The 15,713-nt window shown below is 40.6% G+C and carries 14 protein-coding genes; 9 read left to right on the top strand and 5 right to left on the bottom strand.

What is annotated here, in order from left to right; translation table 11 throughout:
- Positions 1-12: 12 nt before the first annotated feature.
- Together rapA and rluA are read left to right on the top strand one after the other, a co-directional pair.
- Positions 13-2,922 (top strand): RNA polymerase-associated protein RapA, encoded by a 2,910-nt coding sequence (gene rapA / locus F8B77_RS13620; protein WP_151655840.1) that lies wholly within the window; start codon positions 13-15, stop codon positions 2,920-2,922.
- Between the two features lie 62 nt (positions 2,923-2,984).
- Complete coding sequence (rluA, locus tag F8B77_RS13615; protein WP_130048673.1) at positions 2,985-3,722, top strand: bifunctional tRNA pseudouridine(32) synthase/23S rRNA pseudouridine(746) synthase RluA; 738 nt, start codon at positions 2,985-2,987, stop codon at positions 3,720-3,722.
- A gap of 146 nt (positions 3,723-3,868) precedes the next feature.
- Here rluA and F8B77_RS13610 read toward each other — a convergent pair whose 3' ends face one another.
- From F8B77_RS13610 to argR, 4 genes are all read right to left on the bottom strand, one after another.
- The gene (locus F8B77_RS13610) at positions 3,869-4,306 is read right to left on the bottom strand and encodes a universal stress protein (protein ID WP_130045899.1); all 438 of its coding nucleotides are present in this window, start codon (positions 4,304-4,306) and stop codon (positions 3,869-3,871) included.
- 53 nt (positions 4,307-4,359) lie between these two features.
- Complete coding sequence (locus tag F8B77_RS13605) at positions 4,360-6,939, bottom strand: TRAP transporter permease (RefSeq protein ID WP_151655838.1); 2,580 nt, start codon at positions 6,937-6,939, stop codon at positions 4,360-4,362.
- 231 nt (positions 6,940-7,170) lie between these two features.
- Positions 7,171-8,145 carry a TAXI family TRAP transporter solute-binding subunit gene (locus F8B77_RS13600; protein ID WP_151655836.1) on the bottom strand — a complete coding sequence of 325 codons (975 nt, stop codon included), beginning with the start codon at positions 8,143-8,145 and terminating at the stop codon, positions 7,171-7,173.
- A gap of 343 nt (positions 8,146-8,488) precedes the next feature.
- Positions 8,489-8,959, bottom strand: a complete 471-nt coding sequence (argR, locus tag F8B77_RS13595; protein ID WP_151655835.1) for a transcriptional regulator ArgR — start codon at positions 8,957-8,959, stop codon at positions 8,489-8,491.
- Between the two features lie 314 nt (positions 8,960-9,273).
- Here argR and mdh point away from each other — a divergent pair, with 314 nt between their 5' ends.
- Positions 9,274-10,209, top strand: coding sequence for a malate dehydrogenase (mdh, locus tag F8B77_RS13590; protein ID WP_151655833.1), 936 nt, complete (start codon positions 9,274-9,276; stop codon positions 10,207-10,209).
- Positions 10,210-10,291: 82 nt separating this feature from the next.
- Here mdh and ispB read toward each other — a convergent pair whose 3' ends face one another.
- Entirely contained in the window at positions 10,292-11,263 is a 972-nt protein-coding gene (gene ispB, locus F8B77_RS13585) for an octaprenyl diphosphate synthase (RefSeq protein WP_151655831.1), read from the bottom strand.
- Between the two features lie 276 nt (positions 11,264-11,539).
- Here ispB and rplU point away from each other — a divergent pair, with 276 nt between their 5' ends.
- From rplU to folA, 6 genes are all read left to right on the top strand, one after another.
- The gene (gene rplU, locus F8B77_RS13580; protein ID WP_060993942.1) at positions 11,540-11,851 is read left to right on the top strand and encodes a 50S ribosomal protein L21; all 312 of its coding nucleotides are present in this window, start codon (positions 11,540-11,542) and stop codon (positions 11,849-11,851) included.
- 17 nt (positions 11,852-11,868) lie between these two features.
- Positions 11,869-12,126 carry a 50S ribosomal protein L27 gene (gene rpmA / locus F8B77_RS13575; RefSeq protein ID WP_005417307.1) on the top strand — a complete coding sequence of 86 codons (258 nt, stop codon included), beginning with the start codon at positions 11,869-11,871 and terminating at the stop codon, positions 12,124-12,126.
- A gap of 295 nt (positions 12,127-12,421) precedes the next feature.
- Positions 12,422-13,594: an Obg family GTPase CgtA gene (cgtA, locus tag F8B77_RS13570; protein WP_130045905.1), complete on the top strand. Its 1,173-nt coding sequence runs from the start codon at positions 12,422-12,424 to the stop codon at positions 13,592-13,594.
- A 130-nt stretch (positions 13,595-13,724) separates the two neighbouring features.
- A complete protein-coding gene (locus F8B77_RS13565; protein WP_151655829.1) occupies positions 13,725-14,492 on the top strand; it encodes a threonine/serine exporter family protein in 768 nt (255 codons plus the stop codon).
- Complete coding sequence (locus F8B77_RS13560) at positions 14,492-14,980, top strand: threonine/serine exporter family protein (RefSeq protein ID WP_151655827.1); 489 nt, start codon at positions 14,492-14,494, stop codon at positions 14,978-14,980. Before F8B77_RS13565 ends, F8B77_RS13560 begins: the two co-directional genes overlap by 1 nt.
- A gap of 66 nt (positions 14,981-15,046) precedes the next feature.
- The gene (gene folA / locus F8B77_RS13555) at positions 15,047-15,568 is read left to right on the top strand and encodes a type 3 dihydrofolate reductase (RefSeq protein WP_167512825.1); all 522 of its coding nucleotides are present in this window, start codon (positions 15,047-15,049) and stop codon (positions 15,566-15,568) included.
- Positions 15,569-15,713 lie beyond the last annotated feature (145 nt).

Here is a 15,713-nt window from a genome sequence, read left to right as displayed (position 1 = left end):
TGTGTTACCACTATGTCATTTGCTTTGGGCCAACGTTGGATCAGTGATACAGAAAGTGATTTGGGTTTAGGAACCGTAGTTGCGGTTGACGATAGAACCGTATCGATACTTTTTGCCGCATCAGAAGAAAATCGTTTATACGCAAGACACGATGCACCCGTTACCCGAGTGATGTTCAATAAGGGAGATACAATTGAAAGCCATGAGGGCTGGTCACTTGAAGTCGAAGACGTTATCGAAGATGGCGGTCTACTTACTTATATCGGAACTCGTGTCGATACTGATGAAGCGAATGTTGTCCTTCGTGAAACATTACTAAGTCATCAGATACGCTTTAATAAGCCTCAAGATAAATTATTTGCAGGTCAAATTGATCGTATGGATCGCTTTGCGCTGCGCTTCCGTGCGCTGCAAAATCAATACGAACAACATAAAAACCCAATGCGTGGTTTGTGTGGTATGCGTGCAGGCTTAATCCCGCACCAGTTATTCATTGCACACGAAGTGGGCCGTCGTTATGCACCACGTGTTTTATTGGCTGATGAAGTTGGTTTAGGTAAAACGATTGAAGCGGGTATGATCATTCACCAGCAAGTGCTATCTGGCCGTGCTGAGCGTGTGCTTATTGTGGTTCCTGAAACTCTGCAGCACCAATGGTTAGTTGAAATGATGCGTCGTTTCAATCTGCATTTCTCTATCTTTGATGAAGAGCGTTGTGTTGAAGCTTATGCCGATTCTGAAAACCCATTTGATACTGCGCAGTTTGTATTGTGTTCATTAGATTTTATTCGTAAGAGTAAGCGTCGTTTCGAGCAAGTTGTTGAAGCGGATTGGGATTTACTTGTGGTCGATGAAGCGCATCACCTTGAGTGGAACCAAACTAAACCAAGTCGTGAATACCAAGTAATTGAAGCGATTGCAGAAGAGACCGCAGGTGTTTTACTGCTAACTGCAACACCAGAGCAATTAGGCCATGAAAGTCACTTTGCTCGCTTACGCTTGTTAGATCCTGATCGTTTCTATGATTACGATGCGTTTGTTGAAGAAGAGCGCCAATATCAACCTGTTGCTGATGCGGTTACCGCATTAATGAGTGGTGATACGCTATCTAATGAATCTAAAAATCGCATTGCAGATCTGCTTTCTGAGCAAGATGCAGAACCTCTGTTTAGAATTATTGAGTCCTCAACTTCTGAAGAAGAGCAAGCGCAAGCTCGTCAAGAGTTAGTTGATAATCTAATGGATCGCCATGGTACGGGTCGAGTGCTATTCCGCAATACTCGTGCTGCAATTAAAGGTTTCCCACAGCGTAATCTTAATTTAATGCCAATGCCTTTACCTTCTCAGTATGCAACGTCTATGCGTGTGGCAACGATGATGGGCGGTCGCATGACGGATGAAGCGCGTGCGATGAAGATGCTTTATCCAGAAGAGATCTTCCAAGAGTTTGAAGGTGATAGTGCGACGTGGTGGCAGTTTGATCCACGTGTTAACTGGTTACTTGAATTACTAAAAGAAAACCGTAATGAGAAGGTGCTAATTATTGCATCTCGTGCTTCCACTGCATTGCAATTAGAGCAAGCACTGCGTGAGCGTGAAGGTATTCGTGGTACGGTTTTCCATGAAGGCATGTCTATCATTGAGCGTGATAAAGCAGCCGCTTATTTCGCACAAGAAGAAGGCGGCGCACAGGTTCTTATCTGTTCTGAAATTGGCTCTGAAGGTCGTAACTTCCAGTTTGCTAATCAACTTGTCATGTTTGATTTGCCGTTTAACCCAGATCTTCTTGAGCAACGTATTGGCCGTTTGGATCGTATTGGTCAAAAACGTGATATCGATATTCATGTTCCGTATTTGCAAGGTACATCTCAAGAGTTATTAGCGCGCTGGTTTGATGAAGGCTTGAATGCCTTTGGTGAAACTTGCCCAACGGGACGTGCGGTGTATGATAAATTCTCAGATGCGATTATCTCAATTCTAGCGACAGGTAAATCAGATGGTTTGGAGCCATTGATTGAACAGTCAGCAGCATTAAACAAAGAGTTAAAAGCCCAGTTAGAGCAAGGTCGTGACCGTTTATTAGAAGTACATTCTAATGGTGGCGATAAAGCGAAAGAGATTGCAGAGAAAATTGCAGCGACCGATGGTGATACTAATCTGGTTAATTTTGCTTTAAATCTGTTTGATACCATTGGTTTAAACCAAGACGATAAAGGTGAAAACGCAATTGTAGTAACACCAGCAGAAAACATGTTGGTATCGAGCTACCCAGGTCTGCCTTATGAAGGTTGTACGATTACCTTTGATCGCGAAACGGCACTTTCTCGTGAAGATATGAACTTGATCAGCTGGGAACACCCAATGATCCAAGGTGGTATTGATTTAGTCTTGACTGAAGGTGTAGGGGCAACAGCGGTTTCTTTATTGAAAAATAAAGCGCTACCAGCAGGTACTCTATTACTTGAATTGGTTTATGTGGTGGATGCACAAGCGCCTAAGCAAAGTGGCATTGGTCGCTTCTTACCTAAAACGCCAATCCGTTTAATGATGGATGGTAAAGGTAATGATCTTTCAGCTCAAGTTGAGTTTGAAAGCTTTAACCGTCAGTTAAGCCCTGTGAACCGTCACATGGCAAGTAAGCTTGTCAATTCGGTACAAAAAGAGATTCATGCGTTAATTGATAAGGCTGAAGTAAGTATTGAAGATCGTATTGAAGCGGTTCGTGTTGATGCGAATACTGAGATGAAAAATGCCTTAAATGCAGAGCTAGAACGCTTACAAGCATTAAAAGCAGTAAACCCAAATATTCGTGATGAAGAGTTAACTCAAATTGAAACTCAAATCAGCGAATTATCTGGTTATATTGGTAAAGCACAAGTTCAATTAGATTCATTACGTCTAATTGTAGTGAGCCATAATTAAGTAACGTAATGCTCTCTGAAGAATGGTATGTTTCAGAGAGCATGCCTAGAGTGAGTATAAACATGGCAATGCTAGAATATTTACCACCACAAGATCCATGGATAGATATTGTTTATCAAGATGAATCTATTTTAGTGGTAAACAAGCCATCTGGTTTATTATCTGTACCTGGCCGAGCTCCTGAGCACTACGATAGTATGTGGAGCCGTTTAAAGGTTGAGTTCCCTGATATTCAAGTTGTACATCGTTTAGATATGTCTACGTCAGGGTTAATGTTGTTTGCAATGAATAAATACAGCGAACGTCATTTAAAAAAACAGTTTCAATACCGCCTAACGCACAAAATTTATTATGCGCGAGTATGGGGGCATATTGAGCAAGATGAAGGTGAAATTGACCTACCTTTAATTTGTGATTGGGAAAAAAGACCGAAACAGAAAGTCTGTTTTGAGCATGGCAAGCCTTCTCAAACTCGCTATCAAGTGGTGAGGCGTGAAGAGAAAACGACGATTGTTCGGTTGCTACCAATCACTGGACGTTCGCATCAATTACGAGTACACATGTTATCTATTGGGCATCCAATAGTAGGGGATGAATTTTATGCGAATGAGGAAGCGAAAAATTTCTCTTCTCGTTTGGAATTGCACGCGGCTGAATTGAGCTTTTACCATCCCAAATCGGATTGGGTTCGTTCTATTTTTGTCCCTTGTGATTTTCATCCCGAAGCTCAAGAGATGATGTTTTCTATTTATGATCCAACAAGAAAACTACCAGATTATAAAACACTGAAATCATCTTAATTATATAAATCTACATAAGTATTTGATCATTATTGCTTGTTAAAATCTATTTTTCCTACGCAATTATCTGAACAACGACTTATCCAGAATGGTATTGGATATATTCAGTTCGAGATTTTGTGTCTCGAACTGAATTTTCATAATATTTAGCCTTGAGGCTTTACAACCATCACATTAATTGTTGAGTTATCAACGACCTTACTTGCGACTGAACCTAACATCACTTTATCGATTTTTGAGCGCTTATGGCTTGGCATAACGATTAAGTCAGCGCCTAAACGTTCAGCATAATCTAAGATTGTGACATAAGGCTTTCCTTCAGATACGTGAACTTTATATACCACCTCTTCATCAACAAATTTTGCTGCAAATTCGTTTAATTGAGCGGAGACATCTTCTTTCATTTTTTTCGCGGCATCTTTAGGGAAGTAGGTCGAGACCATCGACATATGAATGCCCGGTAATACATTTAATAAATGCAGCTCAGCATTAGATTGTTTTGCATGCCAAACTGCTAACTCAACCGCTTTATCAGCAAAGCCTTTTTCATTTAAATCTACTGGAACCAATATTTGCTTATACATGATTTTATTACCTAATAAGGGGAGAGTGACTCCCCTAGATTCCATTCATTAATTTATGCCGCTAAGTTTTCCTTTTTTGCTCGGCGACGCTGATTAAAGCCTAGTGCAAACAGCAGAAGTAATGTTGGTACAAATACCCACTCTTTTAGAGGACGGTCAGCATCAAGCACTACATTCTTTATTTCCCAGTCAAAATCAATTCCAGAAGCTTCGGCTGGACTGCCAAATTCAACCATATCTACAATCATTTTATTATCCACTTCAGATAACATTAGACCCATAGAGCTAACGCGATCATCACCAGTAACCGCTCGATCATCAAAAGGTAAGCGAACTGTTTTGCTGATGACATCACCTTCGAGGTTTTGTCCTGTTACTTCTAATGTCAGTGATTGTCCCACATTTAGCTCTTCTGCTATTTGAGCGATCTCAATACCTTGATGATAATCTTTGGCTGGATAGATTTGATCCCACCAATAGCCAGGACGGAACAGTGAGAATGTGATTAGTAAAAGTAAGACTACTTCCCACCATTTCGTTTTGGTGAACCACCAACCTTGCGTTGCTGCTGAGAAGGTCAACATTGCAATAACTGAAGATATAATCGTAAGTGCTAAATGCCACCAAGAATCAATGCCCATCAATAAAAGCTGAGTATTGAAAACAAACATGAAAGGTAAAATTGCGGTACGAATATCGTAAGTGAATCCTTGGATACCGGTGCGGATAGGGTCAGATTTTGCAATAGCAGCAGCAGCGAAAGCCGCAAGACCGACTGGTGGTGTATCATCGGCAAGAATACCAAAGTAGAACACAAATAAGTGAACTGCGATTAATGGAATAATCAGACCGTGTGCAGCGCCTAGAGTCACAATAACTGGTGCCATTAACGTTGATACCACAATATAGTTTGCCGTCGTTGGTAATCCCATACCTAAAATTAAGCTGATCACTGCGGTAAATAACAGCATAAGAATGATGCTACCACCAGAGATAAACTCAACAAAGTCAGTCATGACTAGGCCAATACCCGTTAAGGTTACAACACCTACAACCGTACCAGCAGCAGCAGTAGCGACACCGATACCAATCATATTTCGAGCACCAGTGACTAAGCTTTCTAGTAAATCATCAAATCCCTGTTTCACTTGTTCAACGAGATTGTCTTGCTTTGAAAAGAAAGCAATTAAAGGGCGTTGAGTCAGTAGGATAAAGATCATAAATACCGAAGCCCAAAATGCAGACAAACCAGGAGAGAAGCGCTCTACAGTTAGACACCATACTAATACAACGATAGGCAATAAGAAGTGTAGGCCTGATTTGATCGTAGGGCTAGGGTCAGGAACTTCAGTTAACTCTTCATCAATCGCCATCATTGCGTGCTCTTGGTATTTTGCAGATATGCTAACCAAGCCCACATAAGAGAGCAGTAATGCGATTGTTACGATCGGTGTTGCAGCATCACCGAAGACATCTTTTGTCCAACCAATACCATAGTAAACCGCTGCACTAATGACACAAAGCCCTAGAATAGTACCAGTAAAGGAAAGCAGGCTATGGACTAAGGTTGGCGTATGGCGACGTGGAAGGCCAGTCATACCTGCTTTACAGGCTTCAAGATGAACGATGTAAAGTAACGCAATATAAGAAATTAACGCTGGGAGTAACGCGGCTTTAATCACTTCTACATAAGAGATGCCTACGTATTCCACCATTAAGAATGCCGCCGCACCCATGATAGGTGGTGTTAGTTGACCATTAGTTGACGCTGCAACCTCAACCGCTCCTGCTTTTGTTCCAGGAAAACCCACACGTTTCATTAATGGAATAGTAAACGTACCAGTGGTTACTACGTTAGCAATTGATGAGCCAGAAACTAAACCTGATAAGCCTGAAGCCACGACCGCCGCTTTTGCAGGGCCGCCTTTCATATGACCAAGCAGAGAGAAAGCGACTTTAATAAAGTAAGCACCTGCACCTGCTTTTTCTAGCATGGCACCAAATAAAACAAATAAGAAAACAAAAGAAGTCGACACACCAAGGGCTACGCCAAAAACACCTTCGGTTGTTAGCCATAGGTGGGACATTGCTTTATTTAGGCTTGCCCCTTTATGAGCAATTACATCTGGCATATGAGGGCCAGCAAAGGTGTAAAGCAAGAATACTGCAGCAACGACCATTAGTGGTGGACCTAATGCACGTCGAGTCGCTTCAAGCAACAGTACCATACCAACAACAGAGACAATAATATCTGGTGAGGTTGGTGCGCCAGAACGTCCAGCTAATTGAGTATAGAAAATATAAATATAAGCCGCAGAGAAACTGCCAGCAAAGGCAAGAGCCCAATCTATCGCAGGAATACGATCTCTTGGTGAGCTCTTAAGGGCTGGATAAGCGGTAAAAGCTAAAAAGATAGCGAAAGCCAAATGTATTGAGCGAGCCTCTGTATCATTGAGTATACCGAAATCAAAAATGAACGGTAAAGGGGAGGCATACCAAAGTTGGAACAGCGACCAACATAATGGAACAAACCATAAAATACGGCCAGATAATCCTTGTGGTGAACGTGCACCAGTGTCAGATTGGGCCACCATTTCTTGCACATCTTGTGACGTATTTGACGACTGCGTCATGTACTTTTCCTTAATGATGCTCTCATTTAACACTCAATTATTAAGCATTAGATTACTGAATATAAGCCAATGTAAAGGCTAGAAAGTGCTGATCTTCAAATCCGTTTTATTATTGGTAGTTATCCGTCGTATGGAAAGATCAGGGGTATTGCGAAGAACCAAAGAGACTGGTTGGCCTCTTTGGTTGATAGTTTCGCTATCTGTAAAGAGTCGCGCTATGTCGAAGAAAGACTATTTTAGTAGGCCAACTTCTTTGTAGTATTTCACGGCACCAGGGTGAAGTGGGATAGAAAGGCCTGACTTAACCATGTCTTCTTTTTTCAATGTTGCAAATGCTGGGTGCAAGCGCTTAAAGGTATTAAAGTTTTCAAATACCGCTTTTGCCACGCTATAAGCAACCTCATCAGGCACGTCAGATGTTGTTACCATTGTTGCCGCAACACCAAAGCTGTTTATATCACCTTCAGTGCCTCGGTACATACCTGCTGGTACTGTGCTATATGCATAGTAAGGGTTATCTGCAACGATTTTATCGATTTTAGGGCCGGTTGCTGATACTAATTTTGCATCACAAGAAGTGGTTGCTTCTTTGATTGAACCATTTGGGTGTCCAACCATGTAGATGAAGGCATCAATTTTGTTATCACAAAGTGCTTGTGAACGCTCAGACCCTTTTAGTTCAGAAGCGAGTTTAAAGCTATCGTTGGTCCAACCCATCGCATCCATTACAACACCCATAGTTGCGCGGTCACCTGAGCCTGGATTACCAATGTTTACACGTTTACCTTCAAGGTCAGCAACGTTGTTTATGCCTGAGTCTGTACGAGCGATGATGTTAAAAGGTTCTGTATGAAGAGAGAACATTGCACGCAGTTTCTTGTAAGGGCCTTGATCTTCAAATTTGCTTGTACCGTTATAACCATGGAATTGCCAATCTGATTGAACGATACCAAAATCCAGTTCACCAGAGCGAATGGTATTTACGTTGTAGATTGAACCGCCTGTAGATTCAACAGAGCAGCGAACATTGTGTTCTTTACGATCTTTATTCACTAATTTACAAATAGCACCGCCAGTTGGGTAGTAAACCCCGGTCACTGAACCTGTACCTATTGTGATAAATTCCTGAGCGCTTGCTGTACCCATACCAGCTACAAGCATTGCAGCTGCAACAGTTGTGGTTTTAATCGCTTTACTTAGTGCCATGTTATTCCCTTCCTTTATTGTATGACTTTTAATTGCATACCTTGTAATAACAAGATTAAATAAAAAATCAGTATTTATTCACTTTTAATTAAGTGTTTTCGTTTCCTATTACGGAAATGGAGAGTAAATGATAACAAATTAATGAGTTGTTTTTGAAATGATGTTAAATAAAACTATCAAAAGTGTGAAATAACTAGCTAATAATAAGGCTAACAATAGATGTTATAGGCTAATTAGCAACAGTTTAATAACATTTTGAACTGTGAGGAGTTGGTAGAATGATGAATAAGAGCACTTTATTGATTTATAAAATGCTCTGATATTGAGAGGTATTTATTTAGGTTTACACTGAGTATTCAAATAAGTCGCACACTGAATCAAATAATTCAGTCACATCAATCGTTCTTGTTGGAGTGATAAAAATAGTATCATCGCCAGCGACTACTCCTAAAATACCTTCTGCTTTTCCTAAAGAGTCTAACAAGCGAGCAATAAGTTGAGCTGCTCCTGGACCTGTGTGAATAACAACAAGTGCACTGTTATAATCAATATCCATTACAAGTTCACGAAGGGAGCTTGAAACCGTAGGTACGCCAAGTTCAATTGGTAGGCAATACACCATTTCCATTTTGGCATTGCGAGTGCGAACTGCGCCAAATTTGGTTAGCATTCGTGATATTTTGGATTGATTAATATTATCGAAACCTGCAATACGAAGTGCATCGACAATCTCACCTTGCGAACCAAATCGTTCCGCTTTAAGAATAGATTTAAATTCTTTAACTAATCGTTCTTGCTTTTCATTATTTCGCATACTGTATTGATTCTTTTTGCAATAATTCCTACTATTCTCGCATAATTATTTATCTATAACCAAATCAAAATCGTATTTCTGTGATTAGTTACTTTTTATCAATAGACCTTTATTCTGTTGGTGAATTCGAAGGAATGGTTGTGAGGTCGGAGTAAAATAGTGATGAATTTGTAGCACGAATGGCATGTCATTGCGTAAGGTCGCAAAGCGAAGCAAATAGCATTGAATTTAATTTGAGCTTGCTATAACGTCACTTTCAGTTTGAAAGTAAATTAATAATAAAAATATACCTCTACCACTCAAGGAGAACGAACATGAAAGTTGCTGTTATTGGCGCCGCAGGAGGCATCGGACAAGCGTTAGCATTACTTCTTAAGAATCGATTACCAGCAGGATCTGATCTTGCTCTTTATGATATTGCTCCTGTAACACCTGGTGTTGCTGCGGATCTTAGCCATATTCCAACACCCGTTTCTATTAAAGGTTACTGTGGTGAAGATCCAACACCAGCTCTTGATAATGCAGATGTGGTTTTAATTTCTGCGGGCGTTGCTCGTAAGCCAGGAATGGATCGTTCAGATCTTTTCAATATTAATGCCGGTATTGTTAAGTCATTAGCTGAAAAAATTGCAGTGACTTGCCCAAATGCATGTATAGGCATTATTACTAATCCGGTAAATACAACAGTAGCAATTGCCGCTGAAGTATTAAAGAAAGCGGGTGTATACGATAAGAATAAGCTATTTGGTGTTACGACATTGGATGTGATCCGCTCTGAAACATTTGTGGCTGAGTTGAAAGATAAAGATCCAGGCGAGATCCGTGTGCCAGTAATTGGTGGTCACTCTGGTGTTACTATCTTACCTCTTCTTTCTCAAGTTGAGGGTGTTGAGTTTACTGCTGAAGAAGTTGCTGCCTTAACTCCACGTATTCAGAATGCCGGCACTGAAGTAGTAGAAGCAAAAGCGGGTGGTGGTTCTGCAACGCTTTCAATGGGTCAAGCGGCATGTCGTTTTGGTTTATCACTAGTTAAGGCGCTTAGTGGTGAGAAAGGTGTTGTTGAATGTGCGTATGTTGAAGGTAATGATGAGCATGCTCGTTTCTTTGCGCAACCAATTTTACTTGGTAAAAATGGGGTTGAAGAGATTCAGTCTTATGGTGAGTTGAGCGCATTTGAACAAGAAGCGCTTGATAGTATGCTAGAAACGCTACAAGCAGATATTAAAATTGGTGAAGAGTTCGTTAAATAATACCAATTAGAGTTATTAAAAGAGAAAAGGCAGATAGTTATTTATCTGCCTTTTTTATTTTCTTATTTTTAAGCGTAAAGTGTTATTTACTGCGTTTAACGGCTAAGTGCGCTAACGCTTTTAATGCTTCTTTATATTTAGATTCGGGTAATATAGTTAACTCTGCAATTGCTTTATCTGCTTCTTCATCTGCTTTTTGTTTTGTGTACTCTAATGAACCGACTTCTTTCATACAAGCTAGGATAGGTTCTAGTTTATCTAACCCATTTCCTTTTTTTATTGCTTCACGGATCATCGCTGCTTGTTCTTCATTACCATATTTCATTGCATGTAGTAATGGTAACGTAGGTTTTCCTTCTGCAAGATCATCCCCTACGTTTTTACCCATGTCTTCACCATCAGAAGTGTAATCCATGACATCATCAATTAATTGAAAAGCCGTGCCTAGATATTTACCGTAGTTTTGAAGTGCTGTTTCGATCTCTTGTGGAGCGTTATTTAGGATCGCGCCGATCTGAGTCGCCGCTTCAAATAAGCGAGCAGTTTTAGAATAGATTACTTGCATGTAACTTTCTTCGGTCGTATTAGGATCGTTGCAGTTCATTAATTGAAGAACTTCGCCTTCAGCGATCACATTTACAGCTTCACTCATTAAACTAAGGATCTTAATGGATCCTAAGCTTGTCATCATTTGGAATGAGCGAGTGTAAATAAAATCGCCAACGAGTACACTTGCGGCATTACCAAATTCAGCATTAGCCGTCGCTTTACCACGACGCATATCTGATTCATCGACAACGTCATCATGAAGTAATGTTGCAGTGTGAATAAATTCAATAAAAGCGGCTGCCATTGTGTGGTCTTTGCCTTCATATCCAAGAGCTTTAGCTGATAAAATGGCAAGAACTGGGCGTAGGCGTTTTCCACCGCCGCTAACAATGTAAAAACCAAGTTGGTTGATTAACGCAACATCTGAGTTGAGTTGAGCTAAGATGGTCTCATTGACGATTGCCATGTCATCAGCCGTTAGGGCTTGAATAGCTTTAAAATCCATTATTCTTCCAGCAAGGTTAGGGCCTAAATCAGGCTTAATTATAATAAGTGATTAACTAAATAATACACTAAAATGGGGTTAGCAATACAGTCGAAAATTATCTCCTTATAGCTTCATGAGCACGTCGGCGATCTTTTCATCATTTTTCTTCATTTTTGGGTTGTCAGATTGAAATCATTCGCGTAGAATCCACGCCCTATTGATGACAAGTTTAACGCACACCAAAATTGTTGAGTAAACAAAATAAATGGTAGTGCGAAAGTAGCGGAGTAAAATATGTACGCTGTTTTCCAATCTGGTGGTAAACAACACCGTGTAAGTGAAGGTCAAACTCTTCGCTTGGAAAAATTAGACGTTGAGACTGGCGCAACAGTTGATTTCGACAACGTTCTTATGATTGCTAATGGTGAAGAAATCACTGTTGGTGCACCTCTAGTAGCTGGCGGTAAAGTAACTGCGGAAGTAGTTCAGCACGGTCGTGGCGATAAAATTAAAATCGTTAAGTTCCGTCGTCGTAAGCATTCTCGTAAGCAGCAGGGCCATCGTCAATGGTTCACTGAAGTCAGAATCACTGGCATCAGCGCTTAATTTAAGGAGAATAACAAATGGCACATAAAAAAGCTGGCGGTTCTACTCGTAACGGCCGCGATTCAGAAAGTAAACGTCTTGGTGTTAAGCGTTTCGGTGGCGAATCTGTTCTTGCAGGTAACATCATCGTACGTCAACGTGGTACTAAATTCCACGCTGGAACTAACGTAGGCATCGGTAAAGACCACACTCTTTTCGCTCTATCTGAAGGTAAAGTGAAATTTGAAGTTAAAGGTCCTAAAAACCGTAAATTCGTTTCTATCGAAGCTGAATAATAACTTTATAAGTTAATTCTAAAGCCCTGCCAATTGGCGGGGCTTTTTATTTATGGATAGTCACCAGTTAAGCACTCTTCATCTATAATTATATCCATCTTTATAGATATCAATGTTAGAGTACTTAACTAGTGACTATATTAATATATACGTAGCGTAAAGATCATTGATGATCAACGATTGAGACCTTATTCACTGGTCTACAGTAAATCAGCCGTACTTGATACTCGAATGCCTTTTTATGTAAGTGCTTTTGATTGTTAATAAGTACCAACGCTACAGCTCGGAGAAGAAAATGAAATTCGTTGATGAAGCGACAATTAAAGTAGATGCCGGTGATGGCGGTAATGGTGTAGTTAGCTTTTGGCGTGAAAAATTCGTAGCTAAAGGCGGCCCTGACGGCGGTGATGGCGGCGACGGTGGCGATGTTTACCTAGAAGCAGATGAAAACCTAAATACACTTATCGATTATCGTTTTAATCGTTTTTATGACGCTGAGCGTGGTAAAAATGGTAGCGGTGGTAACTGTACTGGTAAGCGTGGTGAAGACATTACGTTGAAAGTGCCTGTAGGTACACGTGCTATTGATATCGATACTGGTGAGAAAGTTGCAGAACTGATGACTCACGGTATGAAGGTGATGGTTGCTAAAGGCGGCTGGCATGGTTTAGGTAACACGCGTTTTAAATCATCAGTAAACCGTGCTCCTCGCCAAAAGACATTAGGAACAAAAGGTGAAGTACGTGAACTTCGTCTAGAGCTTCTTCTTCTTGCTGATGTTGGTATGCTTGGTTTACCAAATGCGGGTAAATCTACGTTTATTCGTGCGGTATCAGCAGCAAAACCAAAAGTAGCCGATTACCCATTTACAACATTAATCCCTAGTTTAGGTGTTGTACGTGCTCGCGGTAACAAAAGCTTTGTTGTTGCCGATATCCCTGGTCTAATTGAAGGTGCTGCTGATGGCGCAGGCCTAGGTGTACGTTTCTTAAAACACCTTGAGCGTTGTCGTGTACTGCTTCATGTAATTGATATTCTTCCAATTGATGGCAGTGATCCTGTACAAAATGCATTAACTATCATTGATGAGTTAGAGCAATACAGTGAGAAAGTAGCGGGCAAACCACGTTGGTTATTATTCAATAAAACCGATCTTCTATTAGAAGAAGAAGCGGATGAAAAGATCAACGAGATCTTAGAAGCACTTGCTTGGGATGATCGTCACTTTAAGATTGCAGCAGTAAGTCGTACAGGTACTCAAGAAGTATGTGATGAGCTGTCTGACTTTATGGATACTCTACCAAAAGAGATTCAAACAGATGAAGAGAAAGCGGCTGATAAAGTTGACTTCATGTGGGATGATTACCATAAAGACGCAATGTCTGGTCAACACGTTGTTACTGAAGATGATGACGATGACTGGGATGATGAAGAAGATGACGGTCACGTAATTTACGTTCGTGACTAATTCAATCTGCTTCTATTACAGATAATAATAAAAAACCGCACTTGTTGCGGTTTTTTTGTATTTAAATCAGTAAACATTATATCGAAATGATTAGAATGGGTTTTAATTTAATCAATCATTGCGAATAAACATGGATGAGAAGCAAAGAGAGATATCCCGCTTAGTAGCAAAAGCAGGGCAAATGCTATTACAGCATGGAGCTGAAAGTAGTTTGGTTTCTGATGTCAGCCGTCGCTTAGGCGTTGCCGTCGGGGCAGATGATGTCGAAATATCATTGTCAGCAAGTTCACTAGTGATCACGACCATCATTAATGAGCATTGTATGACAACGGCTCGAAGAGCCCCCGATCGCGGCATTAATATGAGGGCAATTACTGAGATCCAACGGATCTGTATTATGTCGGAAAAAGGGTTATTGGATCGGCATGAAGCAACCGCTAAGCTAGATAATATTAGCCCTGAAAGATATAACCGCTGGCTTGTGGTTGTGATGATAGGTTTATCATGTGCCAGTTTTAGTCGTTTAGCAGGAGGTGATTGGCCTGTATTTATGATGACATTTTTAGCTTCTTCATTAGGCATGATTGTTCGTCAAGAAATAGGACATCGACAATTTAATCCTCTGCTTAACTTTGGTATCACTGCCTTTGTGACTACTCTTATCTCCTCTCAAGCTGTCATTTATCACATTGGTAATATTCCTTTTCTTGCAATGGCTTCTTCTGTTTTGATGCTTGTTCCCGGTTTCCCTTTAATAAATGCCGTTGCCGATATGGTGAAAGGGTACGTTAATATGGGAATTGCTCGATGGACATTTGCGACCTTACTTACCCTAGCAACCAGCATTGGGATTGTGGGTGCGATGAACTTGGTTGGTGTCTGGGGATGGATTAACTAATGAATGTTTTAATTAATTCGAATTTTGATTTATTCCTCGCTTTATTAAATGACATGTTTTTTGCCATGATCCCTGCAGTTGGTTTTGCCTTGGTATTTAATGTACCGGCTAAGGCTTTGAAATATTGTGCCATTGGTGGAGCAATTGGCCATGGGACACGATTTTTATTAATGCATCATGGTGCGCCTTTAGAGTGGGCAACACTATGCGCCGCAACTACGGTAGGTATGATAGGCGTACATTGGTCGCATCGATTTCTCGCACACCCTAAAGTATTTACGGTTGCCGCTTTGATCCCAATGGTTCCGGGAGTCTTTGCATTTAAGGCAATGATCGCCGTGGTCGAAATTAATCATCTTGGTTATTCTCCAGAGTTATGGGCCATGATGATTGATAATTTAATTAAGACCTTATTTACTATAGCAGCACTTGCGATTGGCCTTGCTATGCCTGGGCTACTGTTTTACCGTAGAAAATCTATAGTGTGATAAAGGTATTAATTTGTTATTCTACGGACCAGTTTTTTTTGCTTAATAAAATGAGATTTAGAATAAATGAAGATTAGTATGATTGCAGCCATGGCACATAATGGAAAAATTGATAAATCGTGCAATCTGTCAAATTCTCAACCTCTAGTTATTGGTAAAAATAATCAAATGCCATGGCACTTACCTGCTGATTTTGCTTGGTTTAAGCAGTGTACTATGGGTAAACCAATTGTGATGGGGCGTAAAACCTATGAATCGATTGGTCGTCCTTTACCAGGGCGTTTGAATATTGTATTAAGTCGCGATACTAATTTGAAAATCGATGGTGTGACTTGCGTAACTTCAATTGAAGAAGCGAAGCAAGTTGCAGGTGATATTGAAGAGCTGATGATTATTGGTGGTGGGTCAATTTACCAAGCGTGTCTTGCTGATGCGGATAAGTTGTATCTGACGTTTATCGATGCTGATATTGATGGCGATACGCAGTTCCCAGATTGGGGTGAAGGCTGGAATCGGACTCACTCTGAAACGTACTCGAAAGATGAAAAAAATCAGTACGATATGGAATTTGTGGTTCTTGAGAGGTAAGAGGCTATACGCTGCGCTAACTAGAGACTAGAGACTATAAGAGCGCGTATAAGTAGCATTGTGACAAATTAGGTTTCAGGACGCTGCGCTTGCAGGGTTCAGGTGTACTCGCTTTTGATTTTCCTGAAACCTGAAACCTCGCTCT

The organism is Aliivibrio finisterrensis (genome assembly GCF_008933155.1).
GTDB lineage: Bacteria > Pseudomonadota > Gammaproteobacteria > Enterobacterales > Vibrionaceae > Aliivibrio > Aliivibrio finisterrensis.
This window is presented reverse-complemented; position numbering and strand designations above follow the sequence as displayed.

Coding starts and splice junctions, on each gene's coding strand:
- F8B77_RS13600 (WP_151655836.1), bottom strand. CDS start 8,145: ATGGCACTAAGTAAAGCGATTAAAACCACAACTGTTGCAGCTGCAATG.
- F8B77_RS13565 (WP_151655829.1), top strand. CDS start 13,725: ATGGATGAGAAGCAAAGAGAGATATCCCGCTTAGTAGCAAAAGCAGGG.
- mdh (WP_151655833.1), top strand. CDS start 9,274: ATGAAAGTTGCTGTTATTGGCGCCGCAGGAGGCATCGGACAAGCGTTA.
- F8B77_RS13610 (WP_130045899.1), bottom strand. CDS start 4,306: ATGTATAAGCAAATATTGGTTCCAGTAGATTTAAATGAAAAAGGCTTT.
- rluA (WP_130048673.1), top strand. CDS start 2,985: ATGGCAATGCTAGAATATTTACCACCACAAGATCCATGGATAGATATT.
- rapA (WP_151655840.1), top strand. CDS start 13: ATGTCATTTGCTTTGGGCCAACGTTGGATCAGTGATACAGAAAGTGAT.
- F8B77_RS13605 (WP_151655838.1), bottom strand. CDS start 6,939: ATGACGCAGTCGTCAAATACGTCACAAGATGTGCAAGAAATGGTGGCC.
- rplU (WP_060993942.1), top strand. CDS start 11,540: ATGTACGCTGTTTTCCAATCTGGTGGTAAACAACACCGTGTAAGTGAA.
- folA (WP_167512825.1), top strand. CDS start 15,047: ATGAAGATTAGTATGATTGCAGCCATGGCACATAATGGAAAAATTGAT.
- argR (WP_151655835.1), bottom strand. CDS start 8,959: ATGCGAAATAATGAAAAGCAAGAACGATTAGTTAAAGAATTTAAATCT.
- ispB (WP_151655831.1), bottom strand. CDS start 11,263: ATGGATTTTAAAGCTATTCAAGCCCTAACGGCTGATGACATGGCAATC.
- cgtA (WP_130045905.1), top strand. CDS start 12,422: ATGAAATTCGTTGATGAAGCGACAATTAAAGTAGATGCCGGTGATGGC.
- F8B77_RS13560 (WP_151655827.1), top strand. CDS start 14,492: ATGAATGTTTTAATTAATTCGAATTTTGATTTATTCCTCGCTTTATTA.
- rpmA (WP_005417307.1), top strand. CDS start 11,869: ATGGCACATAAAAAAGCTGGCGGTTCTACTCGTAACGGCCGCGATTCA.